The 24317-nt window shown below is 59.3% G+C and carries 20 protein-coding genes; all 20 read right to left on the bottom strand.

Translation table 11 applies throughout. The annotated features are described in order from the left end of the window. Positions 1-62 precede the first annotated feature (62 nt). The 20 genes from eno to tsf all read right to left on the bottom strand — a co-directional run bounded on the left by eno (position 63) and on the right by tsf (position 24149). Complete coding sequence (eno, locus tag ACODSV_RS08280) at positions 63-1352, bottom strand: phosphopyruvate hydratase (protein WP_024073841.1); 1290 nt, start codon at positions 1350-1352, stop codon at positions 63-65. 152 nt (positions 1353-1504) lie between these two features. Then, the gene (gene kdsA / locus ACODSV_RS08275; protein ID WP_024073840.1) at positions 1505-2350 is read right to left on the bottom strand and encodes a 3-deoxy-8-phosphooctulonate synthase; all 846 of its coding nucleotides are present in this window, start codon (positions 2348-2350) and stop codon (positions 1505-1507) included. A 5-nt stretch (positions 2351-2355) separates the two neighbouring features. Next, positions 2356-3987 (bottom strand): CTP synthase, encoded by a 1632-nt coding sequence (pyrG, locus tag ACODSV_RS08270; RefSeq protein ID WP_024073839.1) that lies wholly within the window; start codon positions 3985-3987, stop codon positions 2356-2358. Between the two features lie 273 nt (positions 3988-4260). Next, positions 4261-5580, bottom strand: coding sequence for a tRNA lysidine(34) synthetase TilS (tilS, locus tag ACODSV_RS08265; RefSeq protein ID WP_150053707.1), 1320 nt, complete (start codon positions 5578-5580; stop codon positions 4261-4263). A gap of 162 nt (positions 5581-5742) precedes the next feature. After that, entirely contained in the window at positions 5743-6690 is a 948-nt protein-coding gene (gene accA, locus ACODSV_RS08260) for an acetyl-CoA carboxylase carboxyl transferase subunit alpha (RefSeq protein WP_024073837.1), read from the bottom strand. A gap of 148 nt (positions 6691-6838) precedes the next feature. After that, positions 6839-10360: a DNA polymerase III subunit alpha gene (gene dnaE, locus ACODSV_RS08255; protein ID WP_069075391.1), complete on the bottom strand. Its 3522-nt coding sequence runs from the start codon at positions 10358-10360 to the stop codon at positions 6839-6841. A gap of 77 nt (positions 10361-10437) precedes the next feature. Next, positions 10438-11070, bottom strand: coding sequence for a ribonuclease HII (gene rnhB / locus ACODSV_RS08250; RefSeq protein ID WP_024073835.1), 633 nt, complete (start codon positions 11068-11070; stop codon positions 10438-10440). Beyond that, positions 11067-12206: a lipid-A-disaccharide synthase gene (gene lpxB / locus ACODSV_RS08245; RefSeq protein WP_150053704.1), complete on the bottom strand. Its 1140-nt coding sequence runs from the start codon at positions 12204-12206 to the stop codon at positions 11067-11069. Before lpxB ends, rnhB begins: the two co-directional genes overlap by 4 nt. A 2-nt stretch (positions 12207-12208) precedes the next feature. Beyond that, on the bottom strand, positions 12209-12985 hold the full coding sequence (gene lpxA / locus ACODSV_RS08240) for an acyl-ACP--UDP-N-acetylglucosamine O-acyltransferase (protein ID WP_024073833.1): 777 nt from the start codon (positions 12983-12985) through the stop codon (positions 12209-12211). After that, a complete protein-coding gene (fabZ, locus tag ACODSV_RS08235) occupies positions 12982-13422 on the bottom strand; it encodes a 3-hydroxyacyl-ACP dehydratase FabZ (RefSeq protein WP_016976866.1) in 441 nt (146 codons plus the stop codon). The genes lpxA and fabZ overlap by 4 nt, the downstream gene beginning before the upstream one ends. A 111-nt stretch (positions 13423-13533) precedes the next feature. After that, positions 13534-14589, bottom strand: coding sequence for a UDP-3-O-(3-hydroxymyristoyl)glucosamine N-acyltransferase (lpxD, locus tag ACODSV_RS08230; RefSeq protein ID WP_150053703.1), 1056 nt, complete (start codon positions 14587-14589; stop codon positions 13534-13536). A 3-nt stretch (positions 14590-14592) separates the two neighbouring features. Next, the gene (locus ACODSV_RS08225) at positions 14593-15096 is read right to left on the bottom strand and encodes an OmpH/Skp family outer membrane protein (RefSeq protein WP_003219314.1); all 504 of its coding nucleotides are present in this window, start codon (positions 15094-15096) and stop codon (positions 14593-14595) included. 45 nt (positions 15097-15141) lie between these two features. Then, a complete protein-coding gene (gene bamA / locus ACODSV_RS08220; RefSeq protein ID WP_102624160.1) occupies positions 15142-17529 on the bottom strand; it encodes an outer membrane protein assembly factor BamA in 2388 nt (795 codons plus the stop codon). A gap of 74 nt (positions 17530-17603) precedes the next feature. Then, positions 17604-18956: a sigma E protease regulator RseP gene (gene rseP / locus ACODSV_RS08215; protein ID WP_024073830.1), complete on the bottom strand. Its 1353-nt coding sequence runs from the start codon at positions 18954-18956 to the stop codon at positions 17604-17606. 53 nt (positions 18957-19009) lie between these two features. Next, positions 19010-20200, bottom strand: coding sequence for a 1-deoxy-D-xylulose-5-phosphate reductoisomerase (ispC, locus tag ACODSV_RS08210; protein ID WP_150055835.1), 1191 nt, complete (start codon positions 20198-20200; stop codon positions 19010-19012). Beyond that, positions 20197-21003, bottom strand: coding sequence for a phosphatidate cytidylyltransferase (locus tag ACODSV_RS08205; protein ID WP_024073828.1), 807 nt, complete (start codon positions 21001-21003; stop codon positions 20197-20199). Before ACODSV_RS08205 ends, ispC begins: the two co-directional genes overlap by 4 nt. Next, positions 21004-21759, bottom strand: coding sequence for a polyprenyl diphosphate synthase (gene uppS, locus ACODSV_RS08200; RefSeq protein ID WP_024073827.1), 756 nt, complete (start codon positions 21757-21759; stop codon positions 21004-21006). Between the two features lie 17 nt (positions 21760-21776). Beyond that, positions 21777-22334 carry a ribosome recycling factor gene (frr, locus tag ACODSV_RS08195; protein WP_150055834.1) on the bottom strand — a complete coding sequence of 186 codons (558 nt, stop codon included), beginning with the start codon at positions 22332-22334 and terminating at the stop codon, positions 21777-21779. Then, positions 22331-23074, bottom strand: a complete 744-nt coding sequence (gene pyrH, locus ACODSV_RS08190) for a UMP kinase (RefSeq protein WP_003189161.1) — start codon at positions 23072-23074, stop codon at positions 22331-22333. The genes frr and pyrH overlap by 4 nt, the downstream gene beginning before the upstream one ends. 211 nt (positions 23075-23285) lie before the next feature. After that, a complete protein-coding gene (tsf, locus tag ACODSV_RS08185; RefSeq protein ID WP_150055956.1) occupies positions 23286-24149 on the bottom strand; it encodes a translation elongation factor Ts in 864 nt (287 codons plus the stop codon). Between the last annotated feature and the right edge of the window lie 168 nt (positions 24150-24317).

Genomic DNA, 24317 nt, shown 5'->3' with positions numbered 1-24317 from the left:
GTTGAAATTCACACTGTCGTGATCTTTCCGACGCAACCCGAAGACTTTTTACCATTTACTGATCAGCCGCGAAACTCACCGCGACCGTTGTACTTGGCTTTACCTGCCAGTTGCTCTTCGATACGCAGCAATTGGTTGTACTTGGACACGCGGTCGGAACGGCACAGGGAACCGGTCTTGATCTGGCCCGCCGAGGTGCCCACGGCCAGGTCGGCAATGGTCGAGTCTTCGGTTTCGCCGGAGCGGTGGGAGATCACGGCGGTGTAGCCCGCAGCCTTGGCCATCTGGATGGCTTCCAGGGTTTCGGTCAGGGTGCCGATCTGGTTGAACTTGATCAGGATCGAGTTGGCGATCTTCTTGTCGATGCCTTCTTTCAGGATCTTGGTGTTGGTCACGAACAGGTCGTCGCCCACCAGCTGGATTTTCTCGCCGATCTTGTCGGTGAGGATTTTCCAGCCATCCCAGTCGGACTCGTCCAGGCCGTCTTCGATCGAGATGATCGGGTAGCGCTGGGTCAGGCCCTTCAGGTATTCAGCGAAACCTTCGGAGTTGAACACCTGGCCTTCGCCGGACAGGTTGTACTTGCCGTCTTCATAGAACTCACTGGCCGCGCAGTCCAGGGCCAGGGTCACGTCGGTGCCCAGCTTGTAGCCTGCGTTGGCCACGGCTTCGGAGATCACTTTGAGTGCATCTTCGTTGGACGCCAGGTTCGGTGCGAAACCACCTTCGTCACCCACCGCCGTGCTCAGGCCACGGGCCTTCAGTACAGCCTTGAGGTGATGGAAAATCTCGGTGCCCATGCGCAGGCCTTCGGAGAAGGTCTTGGCGCCAACCGGCTGCACCATGAATTCCTGGATATCAACGTTGTTATCCGCGTGCTCGCCGCCGTTGATGATGTTCATCATCGGCACCGGCATGGAGTACACGCCTGGAGTACCGTTGAGGTTGGCGATGTGGGCGTACAACGGCAGGTCCTGGTCCTGGGCGGCGGCCTTGGCAGCGGCCAGGGACACGGCGAGGATGGCGTTGGCGCCCAGGCTGCCTTTGTTTTCAGTGCCGTCGAGCTTGATCATCGCGTGGTCCAGGGCTTTCTGGTCCAGCGGGTCCTTGCCCAGCAACAGGTCACGGATCGGGCCGTTGATGTTGGCTACCGCTTTCAGTACACCTTTGCCCAGGTAACGGCTCTTGTCGCCATCACGCAGTTCCAGCGCTTCGCGCGAACCGGTGGAAGCACCGGACGGCGCGCAGGCGCTGCCGATGATGCCGTTATCGAGAAGCACGTCGGCTTCGACGGTGGGGTTGCCACGGGAGTCGAGAACTTCACGACCTTTGATGTCGACGATTTTTGCCATTGTTGTAAACACTCCAAAGTTGACGAAAACGCTCTATACCGCTCGATTTAACTTGTGGCGCACATTGCAAGACTTGGAACAAACTTGCCAGTAATAGTGCCCTATCGGGCCCCATCGCGAGCAAGCTCGGCTCCTACACGGAGAAATGGCGCTTACGCGGTCTCTACCGTCGGAAAACTCTTGACCAGTTCGTCCAACTGCTTGAGTTGGGCCAGGAATGGCTCCAGCTTGTCCAGGCGCAGGGCGCAGGGGCCGTCGCACTTGGCGTTGTCCGGGTCGGGGTGGGCTTCCAGGAACAGCCCGGCCAGGGACTGGCTGATGCCCGCCTTGGCCAGGTCCAATACCTGGGCACGACGCCCACCCGCGGAATCGGCGCGGCCACCTGGCATTTGCAGCGCATGGGTCACGTCGAAGAACACCGGGTATTCAAACTGTTTCATGATGCCGAAACCGAGCATGTCCACCACGAGGTTGTTGTAGCCGAAGCTCGAACCGCGCTCACAGAGGATCAACTGGTCGTTACCCGCTTCCACGCACTTGTTCAGGATGTGTTTCATCTCCTGAGGCGCGAGGAACTGGGCTTTCTTGATATTGATCACCGCGCCGGTCCTGGCCATGGCGACCACGAGGTCGGTCTGGCGCGACAGGAAGGCCGGCAACTGGATGATGTCACACACCTCGGCGACCACGGCAGCCTGTTCAGGCTCGTGGACGTCGGTGATGATCGGTACGCCGAAGGCTTGCTTGATGTCCTGGAAGATCCGCATGCCTTCTTCAAGGCCCGGGCCCCGGTAGGAGGTCACGGACGAGCGGTTGGCCTTATCGAAGCTGGCCTTGAACACGTAAGGGATACCCAGTTTCTGGGTCACCTTTACGTACTCTTCACAGACCTGCATCGCCATGTCGCGGCTTTCCAGCACGTTCATGCCGCCGAACAGCACCATGGGCTTGTCGTTGGCAATCTCGATATCGCCAACGCGAATGATCTTCTGGGCCATCAGGTTTACGCCTTCTTCTGATGTTGCGTCAGTGCTGCTTTGACGAAACCGCTGAACAACGGGTGACCGTCGCGCGGTGTCGAGGTGAACTCAGGGTGGAACTGGCAGGCCACGAACCACGGATGATCCGGCGCCTCGACCACTTCAACCAGCTTGCCATCACCCGAGCGACCGGAGATTTTCAGGCCGGCGGCTTTGATCTGCGGCAGCAGGTTGTTGTTCACTTCGTAGCGATGACGGTGACGCTCGACGATCACATCCTTGCCGTAGCAGTCGTGAACCAACGAACCCGCTTCCAGCAGGCAGTCCTGTGCGCCAAGGCGCATGGTGCCGCCCAGGTCAGAGGTTTCGGTACGGGTTTCAACGGCGCCGGTGGCGTCTTCCCACTCGGTGATCAGACCCACGACCGGGTGGCCGCTGGAGTGATCGAACTCGGTGGAGTTGGCGTCTTTCCAGCCCAGCACGTTACGGGCGAACTCGATAACGGCCACCTGCATGCCCAGGCAGATCCCCAGGTACGGCACCTTGTTCTCACGAGCGTACTGCACGGCGGTGATCTTGCCTTCCACGCCACGCAGGCCGAAACCGCCGGGAACGAGGATCGCATCAACGCCTTCGAGCAGCGCGGTGCCTTGGTTCTCGATGTCTTCGGAATCGATATAGCGCAGGTTGACCTTGGTACGGTTACTGATGCCGGCGTGGCTCATCGCTTCGATCAGCGACTTGTACGCATCCAGCAGCTCCATGTACTTGCCGACCATGGCGATGGTGACTTCGTGCTCAGGGTTGAGCTTGGCGTCGACCACGGCTTCCCACTCGGACAGGTCAGCACCGCTGCATTGCAGGCCGAAACGTTCGACCACAAAATCGTCCAGGCCCTGGGAATGCAGGATGCCTGGGATCTTGTAGATGGTGTCGGCGTCTTCCAGGGCAATCACCGCACGTTCTTCAACGTTGGTGAACTGCGCGATCTTGCGACGCGAGGAGATATCGATCGGGTGATCGGAGCGGCACACCAGCACGTCAGGCTGCAAGCCGATGGAACGCAGTTCCTTGACCGAGTGCTGGGTTGGCTTGGTTTTGGTCTCGCCCGCGGTGGCGATGTACGGCACCAGGGTCAGGTGCATCAGCATCGCGCGCTTGGCGCCGACTTCGAAACGCAACTGGCGGATGGCTTCGAGGAACGGTTGGGATTCGATGTCACCCACGGTGCCACCGATCTCGACCATCGCCACGTCGGCATCGCCCGCACCCTTGATGATACGGCGCTTGATTTCGTCGGTGATGTGCGGGATCACCTGGATGGTTGCCCCCAGGTAGTCACCACGACGCTCCTTGCGCAGCACGTGTTCGTAGACACGGCCGGTGGTGAAGTTGTTGTTCTGGGTCATGGTCGTGCGGATGAACCGCTCGTAGTGGCCCAGGTCCAGGTCGGTCTCGGCGCCGTCGTGGGTGACGAACACTTCACCGTGCTGGAACGGGCTCATGGTGCCCGGGTCAACGTTGATGTATGGGTCCAGCTTGAGCATGGTGACCTTAAGTCCCCGCGCCTCCAGGATGGCCGCCAATGAAGCGGAGGCAATGCCTTTCCCCAATGAAGAAACAACACCGCCCGTGACGAATATGTAGCGCGTCATGAAAAACCCTAGAAGTCTGCGTTAAAGCGGTCCGAGCCGCCGGGGAAAGCGAAGGAAGGCCGAAGCCCCCGATCACCTGCATTAATCACAGTGCACCTTTCAAAAAAACCGCCGCGTGGTGACAGACCAGCAATGAAACACCGGTACGTTGATCGCTACACATTTTTTGGAATCGCCCAGCAAAGACTGCTTGGTAATCGGCAACTGCTGCGATTCAGGCGAATCCACAGAAGTTGTATCAAGAAGGGAGCGTAGTCTACCGGAAAGGCTCTATCAGCTCAAACCTTGATCGCAGGTCTGTGGCATCCAGTGCAATTGCCAGCTATCACTCGGTACTGGCCAGAGCCCCGCGAGGCTGGGCACACCCAGCAATTGCTCGCCCTGGTACAGCAGCGGCAATCTGCCACGGACAAAGCCTGGCAGCCCGCTTTCGTTAAGCAGACGCTTCAAGTCACGCCGGCCACGCCCCGGCACCTCAAGCATTTCACCGCCGCGGCGATAACGGACCTCCAGAGGACCGTCGGGCGCCTTGCCGATAAATTCCAGCCTCCCATTGCCGGGTAACACCAGCGGGTTTTGCGGCAGCGACCAGCTCACCGATGCGTCGGAAAAATCCGACCAAGTGGAGGGCAGCCACCAAATGCGCTCGCCGCAACGGTGTAATTCACCGTCGGCCAGGCGCCAAAGGGGCTGAGCGTCGGCCTTGGCATCTCGCAGAGAGAACCAACTTGCCCAGTGGTCGCTGTCTGGCAAGCGCGTCAGCGGTGTCAGCCAGTGGCGCAGGGCATTGCGCTGGCGGGCATCGGAAAGTTCGCGCAGTGGGCCGAGGTCCAATGACGGCAAAACCAGCCAAGGAAACGCTGAAGGCTGATCGGCGGCGTGCAGGTCCATGCAGGCCAACTCGCCCAGCAACGCCTGGGCTTCACTGAGGTGTTCGGCCGTGCGGGCCAGATTGGAGACGGCTTGAGGCCAACGTTCGGTCAGCGTTGGGATCACGCGGTGACGCAGGTAATTACGGGAGAAGCGTGGGTCGGCGTTGGAAGGATCGTCAATCCACTTGAGCTGATGATCACTGGCATAGGCTTCCAACTCGGCGCGCGAGACATCCAACAATGGCCGCACCAGATAACCACCTGCCAACGGGCGATGCGCAGGCATTGCGGCAAGCCCTCGCACCCCCGCGCCGCGCAGCAGGCGAAACAGCAGCGTTTCGGCTTGATCATCGCGATGTTGGCCGGTGAGTACCACCTCCCCCACCCCAGTCACCTCGGTAAACGCCTGGTAACGCGCCTCACGGGCGGCACGCTCAAGGCTGGCGCCGGACTGCACCTGCACGCGCATGACCCGCAAGGGTACGCCCAGGCTGTCGCACACCGACTGGCAATGAATTGGCCAGGCGCCGGCGACAGCCTGCAGGCCATGGTGGACATGGATAGCGTTGAGGGGCGGCAATGTTTCGGATTTTGCCAGGGTGGCCAAAAGGTGCAGCAGGACAGTGGAATCAAGGCCACCGGAGAATGCGATATGCCAGGCCGGAGCGTTGCGCCAGGGTGCCAGGGCTTGCAAGAGTCTGGCGGGCAGAGCCGGCTTCATAACAGGTTACCGCCTCTGATCTGGAATACATTCGCCAAGCATACACAAAGCAAATGTGGGAGAGGGCTTGCCCCGATAGCGGTGAGTCAGTCACTGGATACATTGACTGACACTCTGCAATCGGAGGCAAGCCCCCTCCCACATGTTGGTATTGCGGCGGTCTTAGAGACCGTAGCTCATCAAACGCTCGTAACGACGGGCCAGCAGCGCTTCGTTATCCAGCTTCTTGAGCATCGCCAGTTGCGAGCCCAGCTCGGCGCGGATGGTCGCGGCAGCGGCAACTGGGTCACGGTGAGCACCGCCCAATGGCTCGGCGATCACTTTGTCGACAATCCCCAGGCCCTTGAGGCGATCAGCGGTAATGCCCATCGCTTCAGCGGCGTCCGGCGCTTTCTCGGCGGTTTTCCACAGGATCGACGCGCAACCTTCTGGCGAGATCACCGCGTAGGTCGAATATTGCAGCATGTTCAGCTGATCGCAGACACCAATGGCCAGCGCACCGCCGGAACCGCCTTCACCAATCACAGTGGCAATGATCGGGGTTTTCAGGCGGGCCATGACCCGCAGGTTCCAGGCGATCGCTTCACTCTGGTTGCGCTCTTCAGCGTCAATACCCGGGTAGGCACCCGGGGTGTCGATGAAGGTCAGGATCGGCATCTTGAAGCGTTCAGCCATTTCCATCAGGCGGCAGGCCTTGCGGTAGCCCTCCGGACGCGGCATACCGAAGTTGCGACGCACTTTCTCGCGCACTTCACGGCCTTTCTGGTGACCGATCACCATCACCGGCTGGCCGTCCAGGCGGGCGATACCGCCCACGATGGCCGCGTCGTCGGAGAAGTGGCGGTCGCCATGCAGCTCGTCGAATTCGGTAAAGATGTGCTGAATGTAGTCCAGGGTGTAGGGACGGCGCGGGTGGCGGGCCAGGCGCGCGATCTGCCAGCTGGTCAGCTTGCCGAAGATGTCTTCGGTGAGCGTGCTGCTCTTGTCTTGCAGGCGAGCGATCTCATCGCCGATATTCAGCGAATTGTCATTGCCGACCAGGCGCAGTTCTTCGATCTTGGCTTGCAGGTCAGCGATCGGCTGTTCGAAATCAAGAAAATTCGGGTTCATAAGCGTCCGTCTTGGGTCGACGGCCAAGGGGTGCCTGGCCAGCCGGTTATCTATTCGCGCCCTACCTTAAGGGAGAGGCGCGTCTAGGTCGAGATTAAATGTTTCGTCAATCAGGCTCATTGCCAGCAACTGGCTATCTACCGAGCCATCAACGGTATTGGAGGAAGACGTTGTCTCGCCCAAACTGGTCACGCAAAGCTTGAATCAAGCCATCGGCGGGATCAATTCGCCAGGTCTCGCCGAACTGCAACATCGCCTTCGCGTCGTTACCGGTGTACTCCATGGTCACCGGGCACGCGCCACGGTGACGTTTTAGCAGGTCACCCAACCAGCGTAGCTGATCGCCCTTGAGAGCCTCGGTTTTCACCTTCAGGCGCAGGCTTTCGGCCAGGTTGGTGCGCGCATCCTCCATGCTCATCACCCGCTTGATCCGCAGGCGCAGGCCACCGGAGAAGTCATCGTTGCTGACCTCCCCTTCCACCACCACCATGGCGTCGGTCTGCAACAGCGACTGGGCGGAGTGGAAGGCATCGGCAAACAGCGATGCTTCGATCCGGCCCGAGCGGTCGTCGAGGGTGATAAAGCCCATCTTGTCGCCCTTTTTATTTTTCATCACGCGCAGCGCGATGATCATGCCGGCGACGGTCTGGGTGTCGCGCGCCGGTTTCAGGTCGATGATGCGCTGACGGGCGAAACGACGGATTTCACCTTCGTATTCGTCAATCGGGTGACCGGTCAAGTACAGGCCCAGGGTGTCTTTTTCACCCTTGAGGCGCTCCTTGAGGGTCAGCTCCTTGGCCTTGCGATGGTTGGCATAGACATCCGCGTCTTCTTCGACGAACAGCCCGCCAAACAGGTCGGCGTGGCCGCTGTCGTGGGTACGGGCGGTCTGCTCGGCGGCCTTGATCGCTTCTTCCATGGCGGTCAACAGCACCGCGCGGTTACGGTCGATATTGGCCTGGTAGGCCTTCGGCTCATCATGGAAGTACGGGCCAAGACGGTCGAGTGCGCCGCTGCGGATTAAGCCATCGAGGGTACGTTTATTGATGCGCTTGAGGTCGACCCGGGCACAGAAGTCGAACAGGTCCTTGAACGGGCCGTCTTGGCGCGCTTCGGTAATGGCTTCCACCGGGCCTTCGCCGACGCCCTTGATCGCGCCCAGGCCATAGATGATACGGCCCTCGTCGTTGACCGTGAACTTGAACTCCGAGGCGTTCACGTCCGGCGCGTCGAGACGCAGCTTCATGGTGCGCACTTCCTCGATCAAGGTCACGACCTTGTCGGTGTTGTGCATATCCGCCGAGAGTACCGCCGCCATGAAGGGCGCCGGGTAGTGGGCTTTCAGCCAGGCGGTCTGGTATGAGACCAGGCCGTAGGCGGCGGAGTGGGATTTGTTAAAACCGTAACCGGCGAATTTTTCCACCAGGTCGAAGATGTTACCGGCCAGGTCCGCGTCGATATTGTTGGTGGCGCAACCTTCAATGAAACCACCGCGCTGCTTGGCCATTTCCTCGGGTTTTTTCTTACCCATGGCGCGACGCAGCATGTCCGCACCACCCAGGGTGTAGCCGGCCATCACCTGGGCGATCTGCATCACCTGTTCCTGATACAGGATGATGCCGTACGTCGGCGCCAATACCGGCTTGAGGCCTTCGTACTGGTAGTCGGAGTGCGGGTAGGCCAGTTCGGCGCGACCGTGCTTACGGTTGATGAAGTCATCCACCATGCCCGATTGCAGCGGGCCCGGACGGAACAGGGCGACCAGTGCGATCAAGTCTTCCAGGCAGTCGGGCTTGAGCTTTTTGATCAGCTCCTTCATGCCACGGGATTCCAGCTGGAATACCGCCGTGGTTTCGGCTTTTTGCAGCAGTGAATAGGTCGGTTTGTCGTCCAACGGGATAAACGCGATATCCAGCGGTTCTTCACCGACCTTGGCACGGTCACGGTTGATGGTCTTGAGCGCCCAGTCGATGATCGTCAGGGTTCGCAGGCCGAGGAAGTCGAACTTCACCAGGCCGGCAGCCTCGACGTCGTCCTTGTCGAACTGGGTGACCAGGCCGCCGCCTTCTTCATCGCAATAGATCGGCGAAAAGTCGGTCAGCTTGGTCGGTGCGATCACCACACCACCGGCGTGCTTACCGACGTTACGGACGACGCCTTCGAGCTTGCGCGCCATTTCCCAGATTTCGGCAGCCTCTTCATCGACCTTGATGAAGTCGCGCAGGATTTCTTCCTGTTCGTAGGCTTTTTCCAGGGTCATGCCGACTTCGAACGGGATCATCTTGGACAGGCGATCCGCCAGGCCGTAGGACTTGCCCTGTACCCGCGCAACGTCGCGGATTACCGCCTTGGCGGCCATCGAACCGAAGGTGATGATCTGGCTGACCGCGTTGCGGCCGTATTTTTCGGCCACGTACTCGATCACGCGGTCGCGACCGTCCATGCAGAAGTCGACGTCGAAGTCGGGCATGGAGACCCGTTCCGGGTTGAGGAACCGCTCGAACAGCAGGTCATACTCCAACGGATCGAGGTCGGTGATCTTCTGCACATAGGCCACCAGCGAGCCGGCACCTGACCCCCGGCCCGGACCTACCGGCACGCCGTTGTTCTTGGCCCACTGGATAAAGTCCATCACGATCAGGAAGTAACCGGGGAACCCCATCTGGATGATGATATCCAGCTCGAAATTCAGGCGGTCGACGTAGACCTGGCGCTTGGCTTCGTAATCTTCGGTGGTGTCCTTGGGCAACAGGACCGAGAGCCGCTCCTCAAGCCCATCGAACGAGACTTTGCGGAAGTATTCGTCGATGGTCATGCCATCGGGAATCGGGAAGTTGGGCAGGAAGTGCTTGCCCAGCTTCACCTCGATATTGCAGCGCTTGGCAATCTCGACGGAGTTTTCCAGGGCCTCGGGCAGGTCGCTGAACAGCTCGGCCATTTCCTCGGCGCTCTTGAGGTACTGCTCTTCGCTGTAGTTCTTCGAGCGACGCGGGTCATCCAGGGCCCGGCCTTCACCGATGCACACACGGGTTTCGTGGGCTTCGAAATCTTCCTTCTTGATAAAGCGCACATCGTTGGTCGCCACCAACGGTGCCCCCAGCTTATCGGCCAGCGCCACGGCGGCGTGCAGATGCTCTTCATCGTTGGGGCGGTTGGTACGCTGGACTTCCAGGTAGAAACGGTCGGGGAAGACAGCCATCCACTCGCGGGCCAGCACTTCAGCTTCCTGCGGGTTGCCGCCAAGCAGCGCGATACCGATTTCGCCCTCTTTGGCCGCCGAGAGCATGATCAAGCCCTCGCTGGCTTCGGCTACCCACTCACGCTCGATGATGATCGAGCCGTTGCGCTGACCGTCGATAAAGCCGCGGGAGATCAATTCGGTGAGGTTGCGATAACCCACGCCATTCATCGCCAACAGGCTGATGCGGCTCAGGGGGTTATCCGGGTCTTTGTTGGACAGCCACAGGTCGGCGCCGCAGATCGGCTTGATACCAGCGCCCATGGCGTTCTTGTAGAACTTGACCAGGGAGCACATGTTGTTCTGATCGGTAACCGCCACCGCGGGCATATTCATGCCCACCAGGGTTTTGACCAGGGGTTTGATCCGTACCAGGCCGTCGACCAGGGAGTATTCAGTGTGCAGGCGCAGGTGAACGAATGAAGCCGGCATAGTGATCCTGTCCAGAAACTTAGAAACAACAAGGCCCGGGATTGTACCGGGCCTGGGCAAAAACATCAGCCTCGCGACTAAACCTCGCTGGGGCTCTCGCGCAGCTCGTAGGCCTGGCGCACCGGGGCGAACGAGCGCCGGTGGATCGGGGTGGGACCGAGGCGAGCCAGGGCTTCCAGATGAACGGGGGTCGGGTAGCCTTTATGACCACCGATGCCATAACCGGGGTAGATCAATTCGAACGCGGCCATTTCACGGTCGCGGCTGACCTTGGCCAGGATCGAAGCTGCGGCAATCGCCGGCACCTTGCTATCCCCCTTGACCACCGCTTCGGCCGGCATCGCCAGTTTCGGGCAGCGGTTGCCGTCGATCATCGCCAGCTTGGGCGTGATATGCAGGCCCTCGACAGCGCGCTGCATGGCAAGCATGGTGGCGTGGAGGATATTCAGTTCGTCGATCTCTTCGACTTCGGCCCGGGCAATATGCCAGCTCAAGGCTTTTTCACAGATCTCGTCGTAGAGTTTTTCACGGCGCGCTTCGGTGAGCTTTTTCGAATCGTTGAGACCCAGGATCGGGCGACTCGGATCAAGGATCACCGCCGCGGTGACCACCGCGCCACACAGCGGGCCACGCCCGACTTCATCAACGCCAGCCACCAGCGCATGGGCTTCGGCAACCAGACTGAAATCCAGGCCCATTTGCGTGCTCATAAGGCTTCCTGTTGTTGGCCAATCAAGGTCAGCACGGCATCAGCCGCCTGGTTCGAAGCATCACCGCGCAGGGTGCGGTGGATATCATCGAAACCACGGGTCTGCTCTTCGCCGCCGTCGATCAAGGGTAGTAGCGTTTGTGCCAACGCCTCGGGCGTTGCATCGTCCTGCAACAACTCCGGCACCAACAGGCGCTGGGCCAGGAGGTTGGGCAAGGAGATATAGGGGCTCTTGACCATGCGCTTGAGAATCCAATAGGTCAGCGGCGCCAGGCGATAGGCCACGACCATCGGGCGCTTGTAGAGCAAGGCTTCCAGGGTCGCGGTGCCCGAGGCAATCAGCACCGCGTCACACGCCGCAAGGGCCAGGTGCGACTGGCCGTCAAGCAGCGTCAGCGGCAGGTTGCGCCCCTCCAGCAGTGTTTCGATCTGCGCACGACGTTGCGGGCTGGCACACGGCAATACGAAGCGTATGCCAGGCTTCAGTGCCTGAAGGCGCTCGGCCGCATCGAAAAACACACTGGCCAGGCGACCGACTTCGCCACCGCGACTGCCGGGCATCAAGGCAACGAGCGGACCGTCGGCCAAGCCCAGTTCGGCACGCGCTGCGGCGCGATCTGCCTGCAGGGGGATGGTATCGGCCAACGTATGGCCAACAAACCGTACCGGCACGCCCTTCTCTTCGTAGAACCTGGCTTCGAACGGTAGCAAGGTCAACATCAGGTCGCAGCCTTCACGGATCTTCAGTACACGTTTCTGCCGCCACGCCCACACCGACGGACTGACGTAATGCACGGTCTTGATCCCGGCCTGACGCAGCTTGAGTTCGATATTGAGGGTGAAGTCCGGCGCATCGATACCGATAAAGACGTCGGGCTTTTCTTCGATCAGCGTCTGAATCAACAGCTTGCGTCGAGCCAGCAGCTCGCGCAGACGGCCCAGCACTTCCACCAACCCCATGACCGACAGGCGCTCCATGGGGAAGTATGACGTGAGCCCTTCGGCCTGCATCAGCGGGCCTCCCACACCGATGAACTCCACCGCCGGATGCTGGGCCTTCAACGCCCGCATAAGGCCTGCACCCAAGATGTCGCCGGAAGCTTCTCCGGCGACCAACGCAATACGCAGATTGGCCATGATCAGCGGGTAATGCCGCGAGTCGACGCCTGGATCGAGTCACGGAACACCGCGACTTCCGGGAATAACGCAGCCGGCTCGGTCAGTTCATTCAAGGCCTGTTCGACCGTCAACCCCTGGCGGTAAACCACCTTGTAGGCGCGACGCAGGGCGTGGATCGCCTCCTCGCTGAAACCACGACGGCGCATGCCTTCGAAGTTCATGCTGCGGGCTTCGGCCGGGTTGCCGAAGACCGTGACGAATGCCGGGACGTCCTTGCCAATGGCAGTGCCCATGCCGGAAAAGCTGTGGGCGCCGATATGGCAGTACTGATGCACCAGGGTGAAGCCGGACAGGATCGCCCAGTCATCAACATGCACATGGCCCGCCAACGCAGTGTTGTTGACCAGGATGCAGTGGTTGCCGATAACGCTGTCATGGCCGATGTGGGCATAGGCCATGACCAGGTTGTGATCACCCAGCGTGGTTTCGGCACGATCCTGCACGGTGCCACGGTGAATGGTCACGCCTTCACGGATGATGTTGTGATCACCGATTACCAGGCGCGTCTCTTCGCCTTTGTACTTCATGTCCGGGGTGTCTTCGCCTACCGAGGAGAACTGGTAGATGCGATTGTGTTTGCCAATGCGGGTCGGACCTTTGAGGATCACGTGCGGCCCGATGACAGTCCCCTCGCCGATTTCCACACCTGCGCCGATGATCGACCAGGGGCCGACCTCAACGTCGGCGGCCAGAACGGCCGACGGATCGATGATTGCGCGAGGGTCAATCAAACTCATAGTTTGCGTTCCGCACAGATGATCTCTGCGGAGCACACCGGCTTGCCATCCACCGAGGCCTGGCATTCGAACTTCCAGATCTGGCGCTTGCAGCTGATGAACTTGGCTTCCAGGATCAACTGGTCGCCCGGCGTGACCGGGTTGCGGAAACGCAACTTGTCGGAGCCCACGAAATAGTAAAGCGTGCCATCGGCAGGCTTGAGGTCGAGCATTTTAAAACCAAGGATACCGGCAGCCTGGGCCATTGCTTCGATGATCAACACGCCGGGCATGATCGGATGCGCGGGAAAGTGACCATTGAAGAACGGTTCGTTGATGCTGACATTCTTGTAGGCACGAATGCGCTTTTCCTCAATGTTCAGGTCCACTACACGGTCCACCAGCAGGAACGGGTAACGGTGAGGCAGGTATTCGCGAATCTCGTTGATGTCCATCATTTCGGGGGGAAGCCTGTAATAAAGATTGGGGGCGAGCGAACTAAACGCACGCCCCGCTAGCAAATCAAGGAGGCAGTCTAGCGGCTGTGCACACTTGATATGGAAATGGTATCAGCCTTCTGATGAAGCATTACCGCCAGGGGTCACGTCCCCAACACGCTTTTCCAGCTGCTTGAGGCGTCGAGCCATGTCGTCGAGCTGCCTCAAGCGTGCTGCACTCTTGCGCCATTCAGCCGCAGGCTGCATGGCGGTACCGGAAGAATAGGCACCGGGCTCGGTAATCGAGTGGGTAACCATGGTCATGCCGGTGATAAAGACGTTGTCGCAAATATCGATATGCCCCACCAGCCCTACACCACCGGCGAGCATGCAATGCTTGCCGATCTTGGTGCTACCGGAAATCCCCACGCAGGCTGCCATCGCGGTGTGATCGCCAATCTGCACGTTGTGGGCAATCTGGATCTGGTTGTCGAGCTTCACGCCGTTACCGATCACGGTATCGGCCAGGGCCCCGCGATCGACAGCCGTGTTGACGCCGATTTCCACGTCATCACCGATCAATACACCGCCAACCTGGGCAATCTTGTGCCAGACGCCTTTGGAATTGGCAAAGCCAAAACCTTCGCCACCGATCACGGCGCCCGACTGGATCACTACGCGCTGCCCGATACGCACATCGTGGTACAGGGTAACGCGGGGAGCCAGCCAGCCATCGGCGCCGATTTCGCAGCGCGCACCGATAAAGCAGTGTGCGCCGACCGTCACCCCGGCAGCGATGCGTGCACCACTCTCGATCACTGCAAACGCGCCAATATTGGCGGCAGGGTCGACTTGGGCATCATCGGCGATCACCGCCGACGGATGGATACCGCCAGCAGCCTTGGGCTTCGGATCGAACAGGTGCGATGCTTTCGCGTACGACAGGTATGGGTCTGCAACTACCAGCGCATCCCCGGCGTAACCCTCGGCGTCAGCGGCCTTCAGCAACACGGCTGCGGCCTGGCAGTCGACCAGGTATTTACGGTATTGGGGATTTGCGAGGAAGCTCAACTGAGCTGGGCCAGCCTCCTGCAAGGTGGCTAGCCCAGTGATTTCTTTCTCCGGGGAGCCACGCAAGGTAGCCCCCAGGAACTCGGCCAACTCGCCGAGCTTGATAGTCGCGGTCATGGCTTACTTCAGCTGGTTCATGCGCTCGATCACCTGGCGGGTGATGTCGTATTGAGGCTTGACGTCAATCACGGCGCCACGCTCGAACACCAGGTCAAAGGCACCTTTCTTGATGACTTCTTCCACGGCGCTGTCGAGCTTCGGCTTGAGCTGCTTGAGCATTTCGCGGTCGGCAACAGCCTTGGCTTCGTTCAGCTCCTTGGACTGGAACTGGTAGTCACGAGCCTTTTGCTTGAACTCAAGCTCCAGACGCTCGCGCTCGCCTTGCTGCATTTTGTCACCGCCGGCTACCAGACGATCCTGGATGCCCTTGGCGCTGCTTTCCAACGTTTTCAGCTTGGTCAGTTGTGGACCGAATTTTTTCTCTGCATCCACTGCGTACTTCTTGGCCGCATCGGATTCCAGGAGGGCCATCTGATAGTTCAGGACGGCAATTTTCATTTCGGCGAAGGCCGGGGTGGCTACCAGCACAGTTGCCAGCAGAACCAATTGAGTCAACTTACGCACGATGTACTCCTACAGAATCCGTTGTCGTTATCTTGGGTCAGACGCTTAGAACGTCTGGCCGAGGGAGAATTGGAAAATCTGGGTTTCAGCGTTATCCGGTTTCTTGATCGGCATGGCCAGAGCAAAGCTCAACGGACCAAGCGCAGTCACCCACGTCACGCCGACACCCACGGAGCTCGCCATATTGCTCAGGCTCACATCGTTACATTGGGTGTTGGACTTCACGCCCGTTGGGTTGGTGACCTGTTCGCACTTGGAGTCGAACACGTTACCCACATCCCAGAAAACCGAAGTACGCAGGGACCGCTGATCTTTGACGAACGGCAGAGGGAAGAGAATTTCCGCACCACCCTGGATCAACACGTTACCACCGAATGGCAGCGCACTAGTATCGGTGTCCGCCACGGTTCCGGTGTTACCGGTCACGCCAGCGCCACGGCTCGGGGTACCACGCGGGCCCAGCGTGCTGTCCTTGAAGCCACGCACCGAGTTGAAACCACCGGCATAGTAGTTCTCATAGAACGGCAAGCCGTTGGTCGAACCATAACCGTCGCCATAACCCAATTCAGTGTGCAGGCGCATGGTGTAGTTATCGCTCAGCGGCTGGAACAACTGGCCACGGTAGTCGAGCTTGAAGAACGAGAGATCGCTGCCCGGCGTGGTGGTTTCCAGGGTCAGGCTCTGGGAGTGACCTCGGGTTGCCAGTACGCCTTTGTTCAGGGTCGACTCGGACCAGCCGGCAGAGGCCTTGAAGTTCAGGAACTTATCGCCTTCACGACGGGTAAAGTCAAAGATCTCATCCACGGTGTACACACCGGTCTTGATCTCATCCTGCTGCGCGGTGAGGCCGAACGTCAGGCGCGAGGTCTCGCTGATCGGGTAACCGATGTTGACACCTGCACCCAGGCTGTCGATCGCATAGCTTGCTACGTTAACGTCGAGGTCTTTGTAGTCGGTGGTGCGATAGAAGGCGTTGTAGCCCAGGCTCACACCGTCAGCAGTCCAGTAGGGGTCGACATAACCGAAGTTATAGCGGCTCTGGTATTCGCTTCGGGTCAGGCCGATGGAAACCTTGTTACCGGTACCGAGGAAGTTGTTCTGAGTGATCGAACCGCCCAGGATCAGACCGGCACTCTGTGCAAAACCGACACTGGCGGTAATCGAGCCCGATGCTTGTTCTTCTACGGCGTAGTTCACGTCAACCTGGTCGTCTACACCCGGTACGGCCGGGGTTTCAACGTTCACTTCCTTGAAGAAGCCCAGGCGCTCAAGACGGGTCTTGGACTGGTCGATCAGGTAAGTCGACGCCCAGCCACCTTCCATCTGGCGCATTTCACGACGCAGCACTTCGTCCGCGGACTTGGTATTGCCACGGAAGTTGATGCGATTCACATAGGCACGCTTGCCCGGATCGACCACGAAGGTGATATCCACGGTGTGGTCATCATCGTGCGGGGTCGGTACACCGTTGACGTTGGCGAAGGTATAGCCTTCGTTACCCAGACGACGGGTGATCAGCTCGGAGGTGGTGGTCATCAGCTTGCGCGAGAACACCTGGTCCTTCTGCACCAGCAACAGCGCCTTGACCTGATCTTCAGGCACTTTCAAGTCGCCGCTGAGCTTGACGTCACGAACCTTGTACTTCTCGCCTTCGTTGACGTTGACTGTGATGTAGACGTGCTTCTTGTCCGGGGTGATGGACACCTGGGTCGAAGCGATATCCATGTTGATATAGCCGCGGTCCAGGTAGTAGGAACGCAGGCGCTCCAGGTCACCGGAGAGTTTTTCACGGGCGTACTTGTCATCGTTCTTGAAGAACGACAACCAGTTGGTGGTCTTGAGTTCGAACAGGTCGATCAGGTCTTCATCAGCGAACTTGGTGTTGCCCACCACGTTGATGTGCTGAATGGCCGCCACGGTGCCTTCGTTAATGTTGACCTTCAGGCCGACACGGTTACGAGGCTGCGGGATCACTTCGGTTTCAACGGTTGCTGAGTAGCGACCCTGGGCAACGTACTGGCGTTGCAGTTCGTTACGCACACCTTCAAGCGTCGCGCGCTGGAAGATCTCGCCCTCGGCCAGGCCGGATTGCTTGAGCCCCTTCATCAGGTCTTCAGTGGAGATCGCCTTGTTGCCTTCGATCTCGATACTGGCGACAGAGGGTCGCTCGACGACGGTGATGACCAGGACGTTGCCTTCGCGACCCAGTTGGATGTCTTGAAAGAACCCGGTTTTGAACAGCGCACGAGTGGATTCCACCAGGCGACGGTCATCAGCCTGTTCCCCGACGTTCAACGGCAAGGCACCAAAGACACTACCCGCGGAAACCCGCTGGAGGCCGTTGACGCGAATATCGGAGATGGTGAAGGACTCGGCGTGAACTTCGGCGATCATCAATACGGTGAGAACCGCAGTTAGCAGCAGACGTTTCATGAAGTCCTTTCTTATTCCAACTGGCAATAAACAAACTGCCGCAAAATGCGGCAGATTCGCAATTCAGCGAAGCGTTACAGACGTCCCAGATCGTTGACCAAGGCTAACAACATCACCCCGACCACCAAACTGATACCAATCTGTATCCCCCAACCCTGCACCCGATCCGACAAGGGGCGACCACGCGCCCACTCGACCAGATAAAACAACAGATGCCCCCCATCCAATACCGGAATGGGCAGCAAATTCAGAACCCCAAGACTAATACTCAGATAAGCCAGGAAATTCAGGAAATCCGCGACACCCGACTGGGCAGAAGCGCCCGCCACTTTAGCAATGGTTATCGGCCCACTCAAGTTTTTTACCGAGAGCTCGCCGAACAACATTTTCTTGAGGGACTCGAGGGTCAGCACACTCATGGTCCAAGTACGTTTTGCACCCTCGCCAATCGCGGCCACTGGCCCGAAACTGACCTCGCGCACCATCGATGGCGGCCAGTCCGGACTTTTCACGCCGGCACCGAGGTAACCCCCGGCCGCCTTGGCTTCGCCCCGCACCGCCAGGGTGACAGGGACGTCGATTTGAGCACCATCGCGCTCAATTTTCAGCACAATTTTGGTATCAGGGCGTACACGTACCAGGTCGACCACTTGCTGCCATTCACCCAGCGCCTGACCATCAAGGGCCAACAGGCGATCACCGGTTTTCAGACCTGCGGCCTGGGCGGGACCTTTCGGGTCCAGCTCGGCCAGGACCGGCGGCAAGGCCGGGCGCCAGGGTCGAATCCCCAGGGACTTGATCGGATCCGGCTCGTCGGCCCCCTTGAGCCAATGGTCCAGGGCCAGCTCACGCGGGGACTCGGCAGTGGAATCCTGCTCGCGTACCACCACCTTGACGGTGCCGCTCTCACCCAAGCGACGCACCAGCTGCAAATTGACCGCGCCCCAACCAGTGGTCGGCTCGCCATCAATGGAAACTATTTCCTGCCCGGCGACCAATCCAGCCTTGGCGGCGATGCTGTCCGACTCAACCGCACCGATGACCGGGCGAATCTGCTCGCTACCGAGCATGGCCAGGACCCAGAAGAACACCATGGCCAGCAGGAAATTGGCGATCGGGCCAGCAGCGACAATCGCAATACGCTGACGAACCGTCTTGCGATTGAAGGATTGATCGAGCTGATCCGCCGGCACTTCGCCTTCGCGCTCATCGAGCATCTTGACGTAACCACCCAGGGGAATCGCCGCAATCACGAATTCGGTGCCACGACGGTCGTGCCAGCGCAGCAGCGGCATACCGAAACCAACGGAAAAGCGCAGTACCTTGACGCCGCAACGACGCGCCACCCAGAAGTGGCCGAATTCGTGGAAGGTAACCAGCACACCCAGAGCAACCAGGGTGCCGACAATCATGTAAAGCGCACTCATCTAATTTCTCCGCATTCCAATCCAGTGCCTGAAGGCTCAAACGCGCCCAAAGACTAACGCGCGTTGCGGTTCAACCATTGTTTGGCCAGGGTCCGGGCCTTGGTATCCGCCTCGAACACCGCCCCCAAATCATTCACTGCCACCACGGGTTCAAGACTTAGAACATCCTCGATGATACTCGCGATCTGCGGAAAGCGGATGCGCCGTTCGAGAAACGCCGCCACAGCAACTTCATTGGCTGCATTGAGCATTGCCGGTGCGCTGTTACCCGCCTCGGCTGCCAGCCGCGCCAGGCGCAGGCAGGGAAAGCGCTGCTCGTCCGGCGCCTCGAAATCCAGGCGGGCAATGGCGAACAGGTCCAGAGGCGCGACACCGGAGTCGATGCGCTCCGGCCAAGCCAGGGCGTTGGCGATCGGCGTACGCATATCGGGGTTGCCCAACTGCGCCAATACCGAACCGTCCACATAGTCGACCAGGGAATGAATCACACTTTGCGGGTGAATCACCACCTCGACCTGCTCAGGCCGCGCATCGAACAGCCAGCAGGCCTCGATCAACTCCAGGCCTTTGTTCATCATGCTTGCCGAGTCCACGGAAATTTTGCGCCCCATGGACCAGTTCGGATGGGCGCAAGCCTGGTCCGGAGACACATGCTCCAGCTCAGTCACCGGCGTCTGCCGAAAAGGACCACCTGAGGCCGTCAGCAAGATCCGACGCACACCGACCTGGCTCAAGCCGCGAGCGAAGTCGCCCGGCATGCATTGGAAGATTGCGTTGTGCTCACTGTCGAGGGGCAGCAGCACCGCGCCGCTCTTACGCACCGCCTGCATAAATAACGCGCCGGACATCACCAGCGCCTCTTTATTAGCCAGCAGGATCTTCTTGCCGGCGTCGACAGCCGCCAAGGTCGGGCGCAAGCCAGCAGCACCGACGATAGCAGCGACAACGGTATCCACCTCGGCATCGGCCGAGACCTGGCACAAACCTTCCTCCCCCACCAGCACCTGGGTAGCCAAACCCGCGGCGCGCAGATCATCCTGCAAACCCCGCGCAGCCGTAGCCTCGGGTACGACGGCAAAGCGCGGCGCATGACGCACGCACAGGGCCAGCAACTCACTCAAGCGGCTGAAGCCGGTCAGCGCGAAGACTTGATAGCGTTCCGGGTGACGAGCAATCACGTCCAGGGCGCTCAACCCTACCGAACCGGTCGCGCCCAGCACGGTGACCTGTTGCAGGCGGCTCACGAGGCGCTCATCCACAACAGTACGGCAAAGATCGGGATCGCGGCCGTGAGGCTGTCGATGCGATCCAGCACGCCACCATGGCCCGGCAGCAGGTTGCTGCTGTCCTTGATCCCGGCCTGGCGCTTGAACATACTTTCAGTGAGGTCACCCACCACCGAGATGAATACGACAATGGCCGTACCCAGCAGGGCCAGGAAGACTTCCTTCATCGACCATTCGCGCACGACACCAACAACAAGCGTGATCACCAGTGTCAACGCCAGGCCGCCATACACGCCTTCCCAGCTTTTGCCCGGGCTGACGGCGGGTGCCAGCTTGCGCTTGCCAAAGGCCCGGCCGGAAAAGTAGGCGCCAATATCAGCCCCCCAGACCAGCACCATTACCGCGAGGATCAGCTCATTACCAATCGGGTAGCGCTTGATCTCCACCAGCCCTTGCCAGGCCGGCAGCAGGATCAGCAAGCCAATCACCAATTTGCAGGCGACACTGGACCACTGGGCACTGGTGCGCGGATAGGTCAGCACCAGGAACGTCGCCAGCGCCCACCACAATACCGCCGCCCCCAATACCCAGGGCGCGATGTCCGGCAGGATGTACATCAGGAACAGCAACAGCGCTACCACCGCCGCATAGACCAGGCGTGGCAACTGCGTACTGAACCCTGCCAGGCGCGCCCATTCCCAGGCCCCGAGGATTACAACCAGGCCAATAAACAGCGCAAAGCCGGAACCGTCGAGCAGGAAAAATCCACACAAGGCAATCGGCAGCAGGATCAGTGCTGTGATGATTCGTTGTTTAAGCATTTAAACCCGGGCTCCAGCTTCGATCTGCTCGCTCGTTTTACCGAAGCGACGCTGACGGGAAGCGAAATCGGCCAGCGCTTTACGCATGGCATCGTGTTTGAAGTCCGGCCAGAACAGGTCGGAGAAGTACAACTCGGTGTAGGCCAATTGCCACAATAGAAAGTTACTGATGCGGTGCTCACCACCGGTGCGGATACACAGGTCCGGCAACGGCAGGTCGCCGGTCACCAGGCAGGTTTGCAACAGTTCGGGCGTGATGTCGTCCGGGCGCAGATGGCCGGCCTGCACTTCGCGAGCCAGCCGCTGCGCAGCCTGGGCGATATCCCACTGGCCGCCATAGTTGGCGGCGATCTGCAGTACAAAGCGGTCGCTGCCAGCTGTGATCGCCTCGGCTTCGCGCATGGCGGCCTGCAAATCCGGATGGAATCGCGAACGATCACCGATGATGCGCAGGCTGATTTTATTGTCGTTGAGACGCTTGGCCTCACGACGCAAGGCCTTGAAGAACAGGTCCATCAGGGCACTGACTTCCTCGGCAGGCCGCTGCCAGTTTTCACTGGAGAAGGCGAACAGGGTCAACACTTCGACCTTGGCCTCGGCACACACCTCAATCACCGCCCGCACCGCATCGACACCCGCTTTATGCCCGGCGACACCAGGCAGAAAGCGTTTCTTCGCCCAGCGATTATTCCCATCCATGATGATCGCGACATGGCGCGGCACCACAGAGGGCACAGTCTGCTTGGTCTTTTCCATGAAGGCGTCCTGACCCCTTATACGGCCATCAGGTCCTTTTCTTTTTCTTCGGTAGCCTTGGTAATCTGAGCCTCGGCTTCTTTAGTCAGCTTATCGATATCGGCAATAGCACGACGCTCTTCGTCTTCGCTGATTTCCTTGTCCTTGACCAGCTTCTTCAGATCACCCAATGCATCACGACGGATGTTGCGCACGGCAACACGCGCGTCTTCAGCTGCACTGCGCGCCTGCTTGGTGAAGCCCTTGCGGGTTTCTTCGGTCAGCGCCGGCATGGAGATCAACAACAACTCGCCCAGGTTGGTCGGGTTGAGGTTCAGGCCGGCACTTTGGATGGCTTTGTCGACGGCCGCGAGCATGTTGCGCTCGAAGGCCACGACTTGCAGGGTGCGCGAATCTTTTACGGTTACGTTGGCCACACCGCTCAGCGGGGTGTCGGCGCCGTAATACGGCACCATCACGCTACCCAGGATGCTCGGGTGCGCCTTGCCGGTACGAATCTGGCCGAATGCGTGGCTCAGAGACTCCAGGGATTTCTGCATACGCGCTTGGGCGTCTTTCTTGATTTCATTGATCATTGTTGGCCTTCCTCGATCAGAGTCCCTTCCGCGCCGCCGTGTACGATATTCAGCAGGGCGCCGGGCTTGTTCATGTTAAATACGCGCAGTGGCATCTTGTGGTCGCGGCACAGGCAAATAGCCGTCAGGTCCATCACGCCCAGCTTGCGATCCAGCACTTCATCGTAGGTCAGATGATCGAACTTCTCGGCATGCGGGTCTTTGAATGGGTCTGCGGTGTATACGCCATCCACCTTGGTGGCCTTGAGCACTACGTCAGCATCAATTTCGATGGCGCGCAAGCAAGCAGCCGAATCCGTGGTAAAGAATGGATTGCCAGTACCGGCAGCGAAGATCACCACTTCTTTGGAGTTCAAGTGACGCATGGCTTTGCGGCGATCATAGTGATCGGTCACACCAACCATGGAAATAGCCGACATCACGATTGCCGAGATATTGGCACGCTCCAGGGCGTCGCGCATGGCCAGGGCGTTCATCACAGTGGCCAGCATGCCCATGTGGTCACCCGTGACCCGATCCATACCGGCCGCACTCAGTGCCGCGCCACGGAACAGGTTACCCCCCCCGATCACCAGGCCGACCTGGACACCGATGCCGACCAGTTGGCCGACTTCCAGCGCCATGCGATCGAGCACCTTGGGATCGATCCCGAACTCTTCCGAGCCCATCAGGGCCTCGCCGCTAAGCTTGAGTAGAATGCGTTTATAGCGAGCCTGATAACCACTGCCCTGCTGAGCCATTGCGAATCTCTCCTGCGGCGTATTTTTTAAAAATTCTTGGCGAGCCGTTTACGGCTTGCGTTCACTCTAGCTGGACGCTGTCACAGCGCCATCGGATCACGGCTTTGTAAGCCAGTTCCAAGGGGAAGCCAAATAAAATTAGCCTTCCCATTTGAAAAGAGGCTGCGCGCGTGAGCGGGCAGCCTCTTTCGGGCGACAGTTGGAAACTGTCTTATTGCTTGGCGGCAGCCAGCTGGGCAGCAACTTCTTCAGCGAAGTTGTCGACCGGCTTCTCGATGCCTTCGCCTACTTTGAAGTAAGTGAAGGAAACGATTTCAGCACCGGCTTTCTTGGCCAGTTCGCCAACCTTGACTTCAGGGTTCTTGACGAACGCCTGCTCAACCAGGCTTGCTTCAGCCAGGAACTTGCTAATACGGCCTTTGATCATGTTTTCAACGATATTCTCTGGCTTGCCAGCGATTTTGTCAGCGTTGAGGCTCAGGAACACAGCTTTTTCGCGCTCGATCGCGTCAGCAGACACTTCCGATGGCAGCAGGAACTCAGGGTTGCTGGCCGCTACGTGCATAGCGATGTCTTTGGCCAGCTCAACAGTGCCGCCCTTCAGAACAACCGCGACACCGATCTTGTTGCCGTGCAGGTAACCACCAACAACATCACCGTCAACGCGAACCAGGCGACGAATGTTGACGTTTTCGCCAACCTTGCCGACCAGTACCAGACGGTCTGCTTCTTGAGCTTCGATCAGCGGAGCGGCGTCAGTCAGTTTGTCGGCGAACGCTTTCTCAACGCTGGCAGCAACAAATGCCTTGAAGTCGTCCTGCAGGGCCAGGAAGTCAGTCTGCGAGTTCACTTCCAGCAGGACTGCGGATTTACCGTCTTCCTTCAGGGCGATAGCGCCTTCAGCAGCAACGTTGCCTGCTTTCTTGGCAGCCTTGATGGCGCCGGAAGCACGCATGTCATCAATGGCTTTTTCGATGTCGCCGCCGGCCTTGGTCAAGGCCTTTTTGCAATCCATCATGCCTTCGCCGGTACGCTCACGCAGTTCTTTGACCAACGCTGCAGTAATCTCTGCCATTTCAAAATCCTCTTGGATAGGTTTTCAACCATTCCACCCGATCAAACGGGCGATCAATTCTTCCCGAATCTCCCTTGTAGGCCGCCGCACGTTACAGATGATGTAGCTGCGCTGCCGACAAATGGTTTTCGAGGTGGCAAAAAGGGGGCCAAGCCCCCTTTTTGCTTA

Source organism: Pseudomonas sp. FG86 (genome assembly GCF_057808775.1).
This window is presented reverse-complemented; position numbering and strand designations above follow the sequence as displayed.

Coding starts and splice junctions, on each gene's coding strand:
- kdsA (WP_024073840.1), bottom strand. CDS start 2,350: ATGGCCCAGAAGATCATTCGCGTTGGCGATATCGAGATTGCCAACGAC.
- tsf (WP_150055956.1), bottom strand. CDS start 24,149: ATGGCAGAGATTACTGCAGCGTTGGTCAAAGAACTGCGTGAGCGTACC.
- accA (WP_024073837.1), bottom strand. CDS start 6,690: ATGAACCCGAATTTTCTTGATTTCGAACAGCCGATCGCTGACCTGCAA.
- lpxD (WP_150053703.1), bottom strand. CDS start 14,589: ATGACCGCGACTATCAAGCTCGGCGAGTTGGCCGAGTTCCTGGGGGCT.
- fabZ (WP_016976866.1), bottom strand. CDS start 13,422: ATGATGGACATCAACGAGATTCGCGAATACCTGCCTCACCGTTACCCG.
- rseP (WP_024073830.1), bottom strand. CDS start 18,956: ATGAGTGCGCTTTACATGATTGTCGGCACCCTGGTTGCTCTGGGTGTG.
- eno (WP_024073841.1), bottom strand. CDS start 1,352: ATGGCAAAAATCGTCGACATCAAAGGTCGTGAAGTTCTCGACTCCCGT.
- rnhB (WP_024073835.1), bottom strand. CDS start 11,070: ATGAGCACGCAAATGGGCCTGGATTTCAGTCTGGTTGCCGAAGCCCAT.
- bamA (WP_102624160.1), bottom strand. CDS start 17,529: ATGAAACGTCTGCTGCTAACTGCGGTTCTCACCGTATTGATGATCGCC.
- pyrG (WP_024073839.1), bottom strand. CDS start 3,987: ATGACGCGCTACATATTCGTCACGGGCGGTGTTGTTTCTTCATTGGGG.
- uppS (WP_024073827.1), bottom strand. CDS start 21,759: ATGGAAAAGACCAAGCAGACTGTGCCCTCTGTGGTGCCGCGCCATGTC.
- pyrH (WP_003189161.1), bottom strand. CDS start 23,074: ATGGCTCAGCAGGGCAGTGGTTATCAGGCTCGCTATAAACGCATTCTA.
- ACODSV_RS08205 (WP_024073828.1), bottom strand. CDS start 21,003: ATGCTTAAACAACGAATCATCACAGCACTGATCCTGCTGCCGATTGCC.
- lpxB (WP_150053704.1), bottom strand. CDS start 12,206: ATGGCCAATCTGCGTATTGCGTTGGTCGCCGGAGAAGCTTCCGGCGAC.
- dnaE (WP_069075391.1), bottom strand. CDS start 10,360: ATGCCGGCTTCATTCGTTCACCTGCGCCTGCACACTGAATACTCCCTG.
- tilS (WP_150053707.1), bottom strand. CDS start 5,580: ATGAAGCCGGCTCTGCCCGCCAGACTCTTGCAAGCCCTGGCACCCTGG.
- lpxA (WP_024073833.1), bottom strand. CDS start 12,985: ATGAGTTTGATTGACCCTCGCGCAATCATCGATCCGTCGGCCGTTCTG.
- frr (WP_150055834.1), bottom strand. CDS start 22,334: ATGATCAATGAAATCAAGAAAGACGCCCAAGCGCGTATGCAGAAATCC.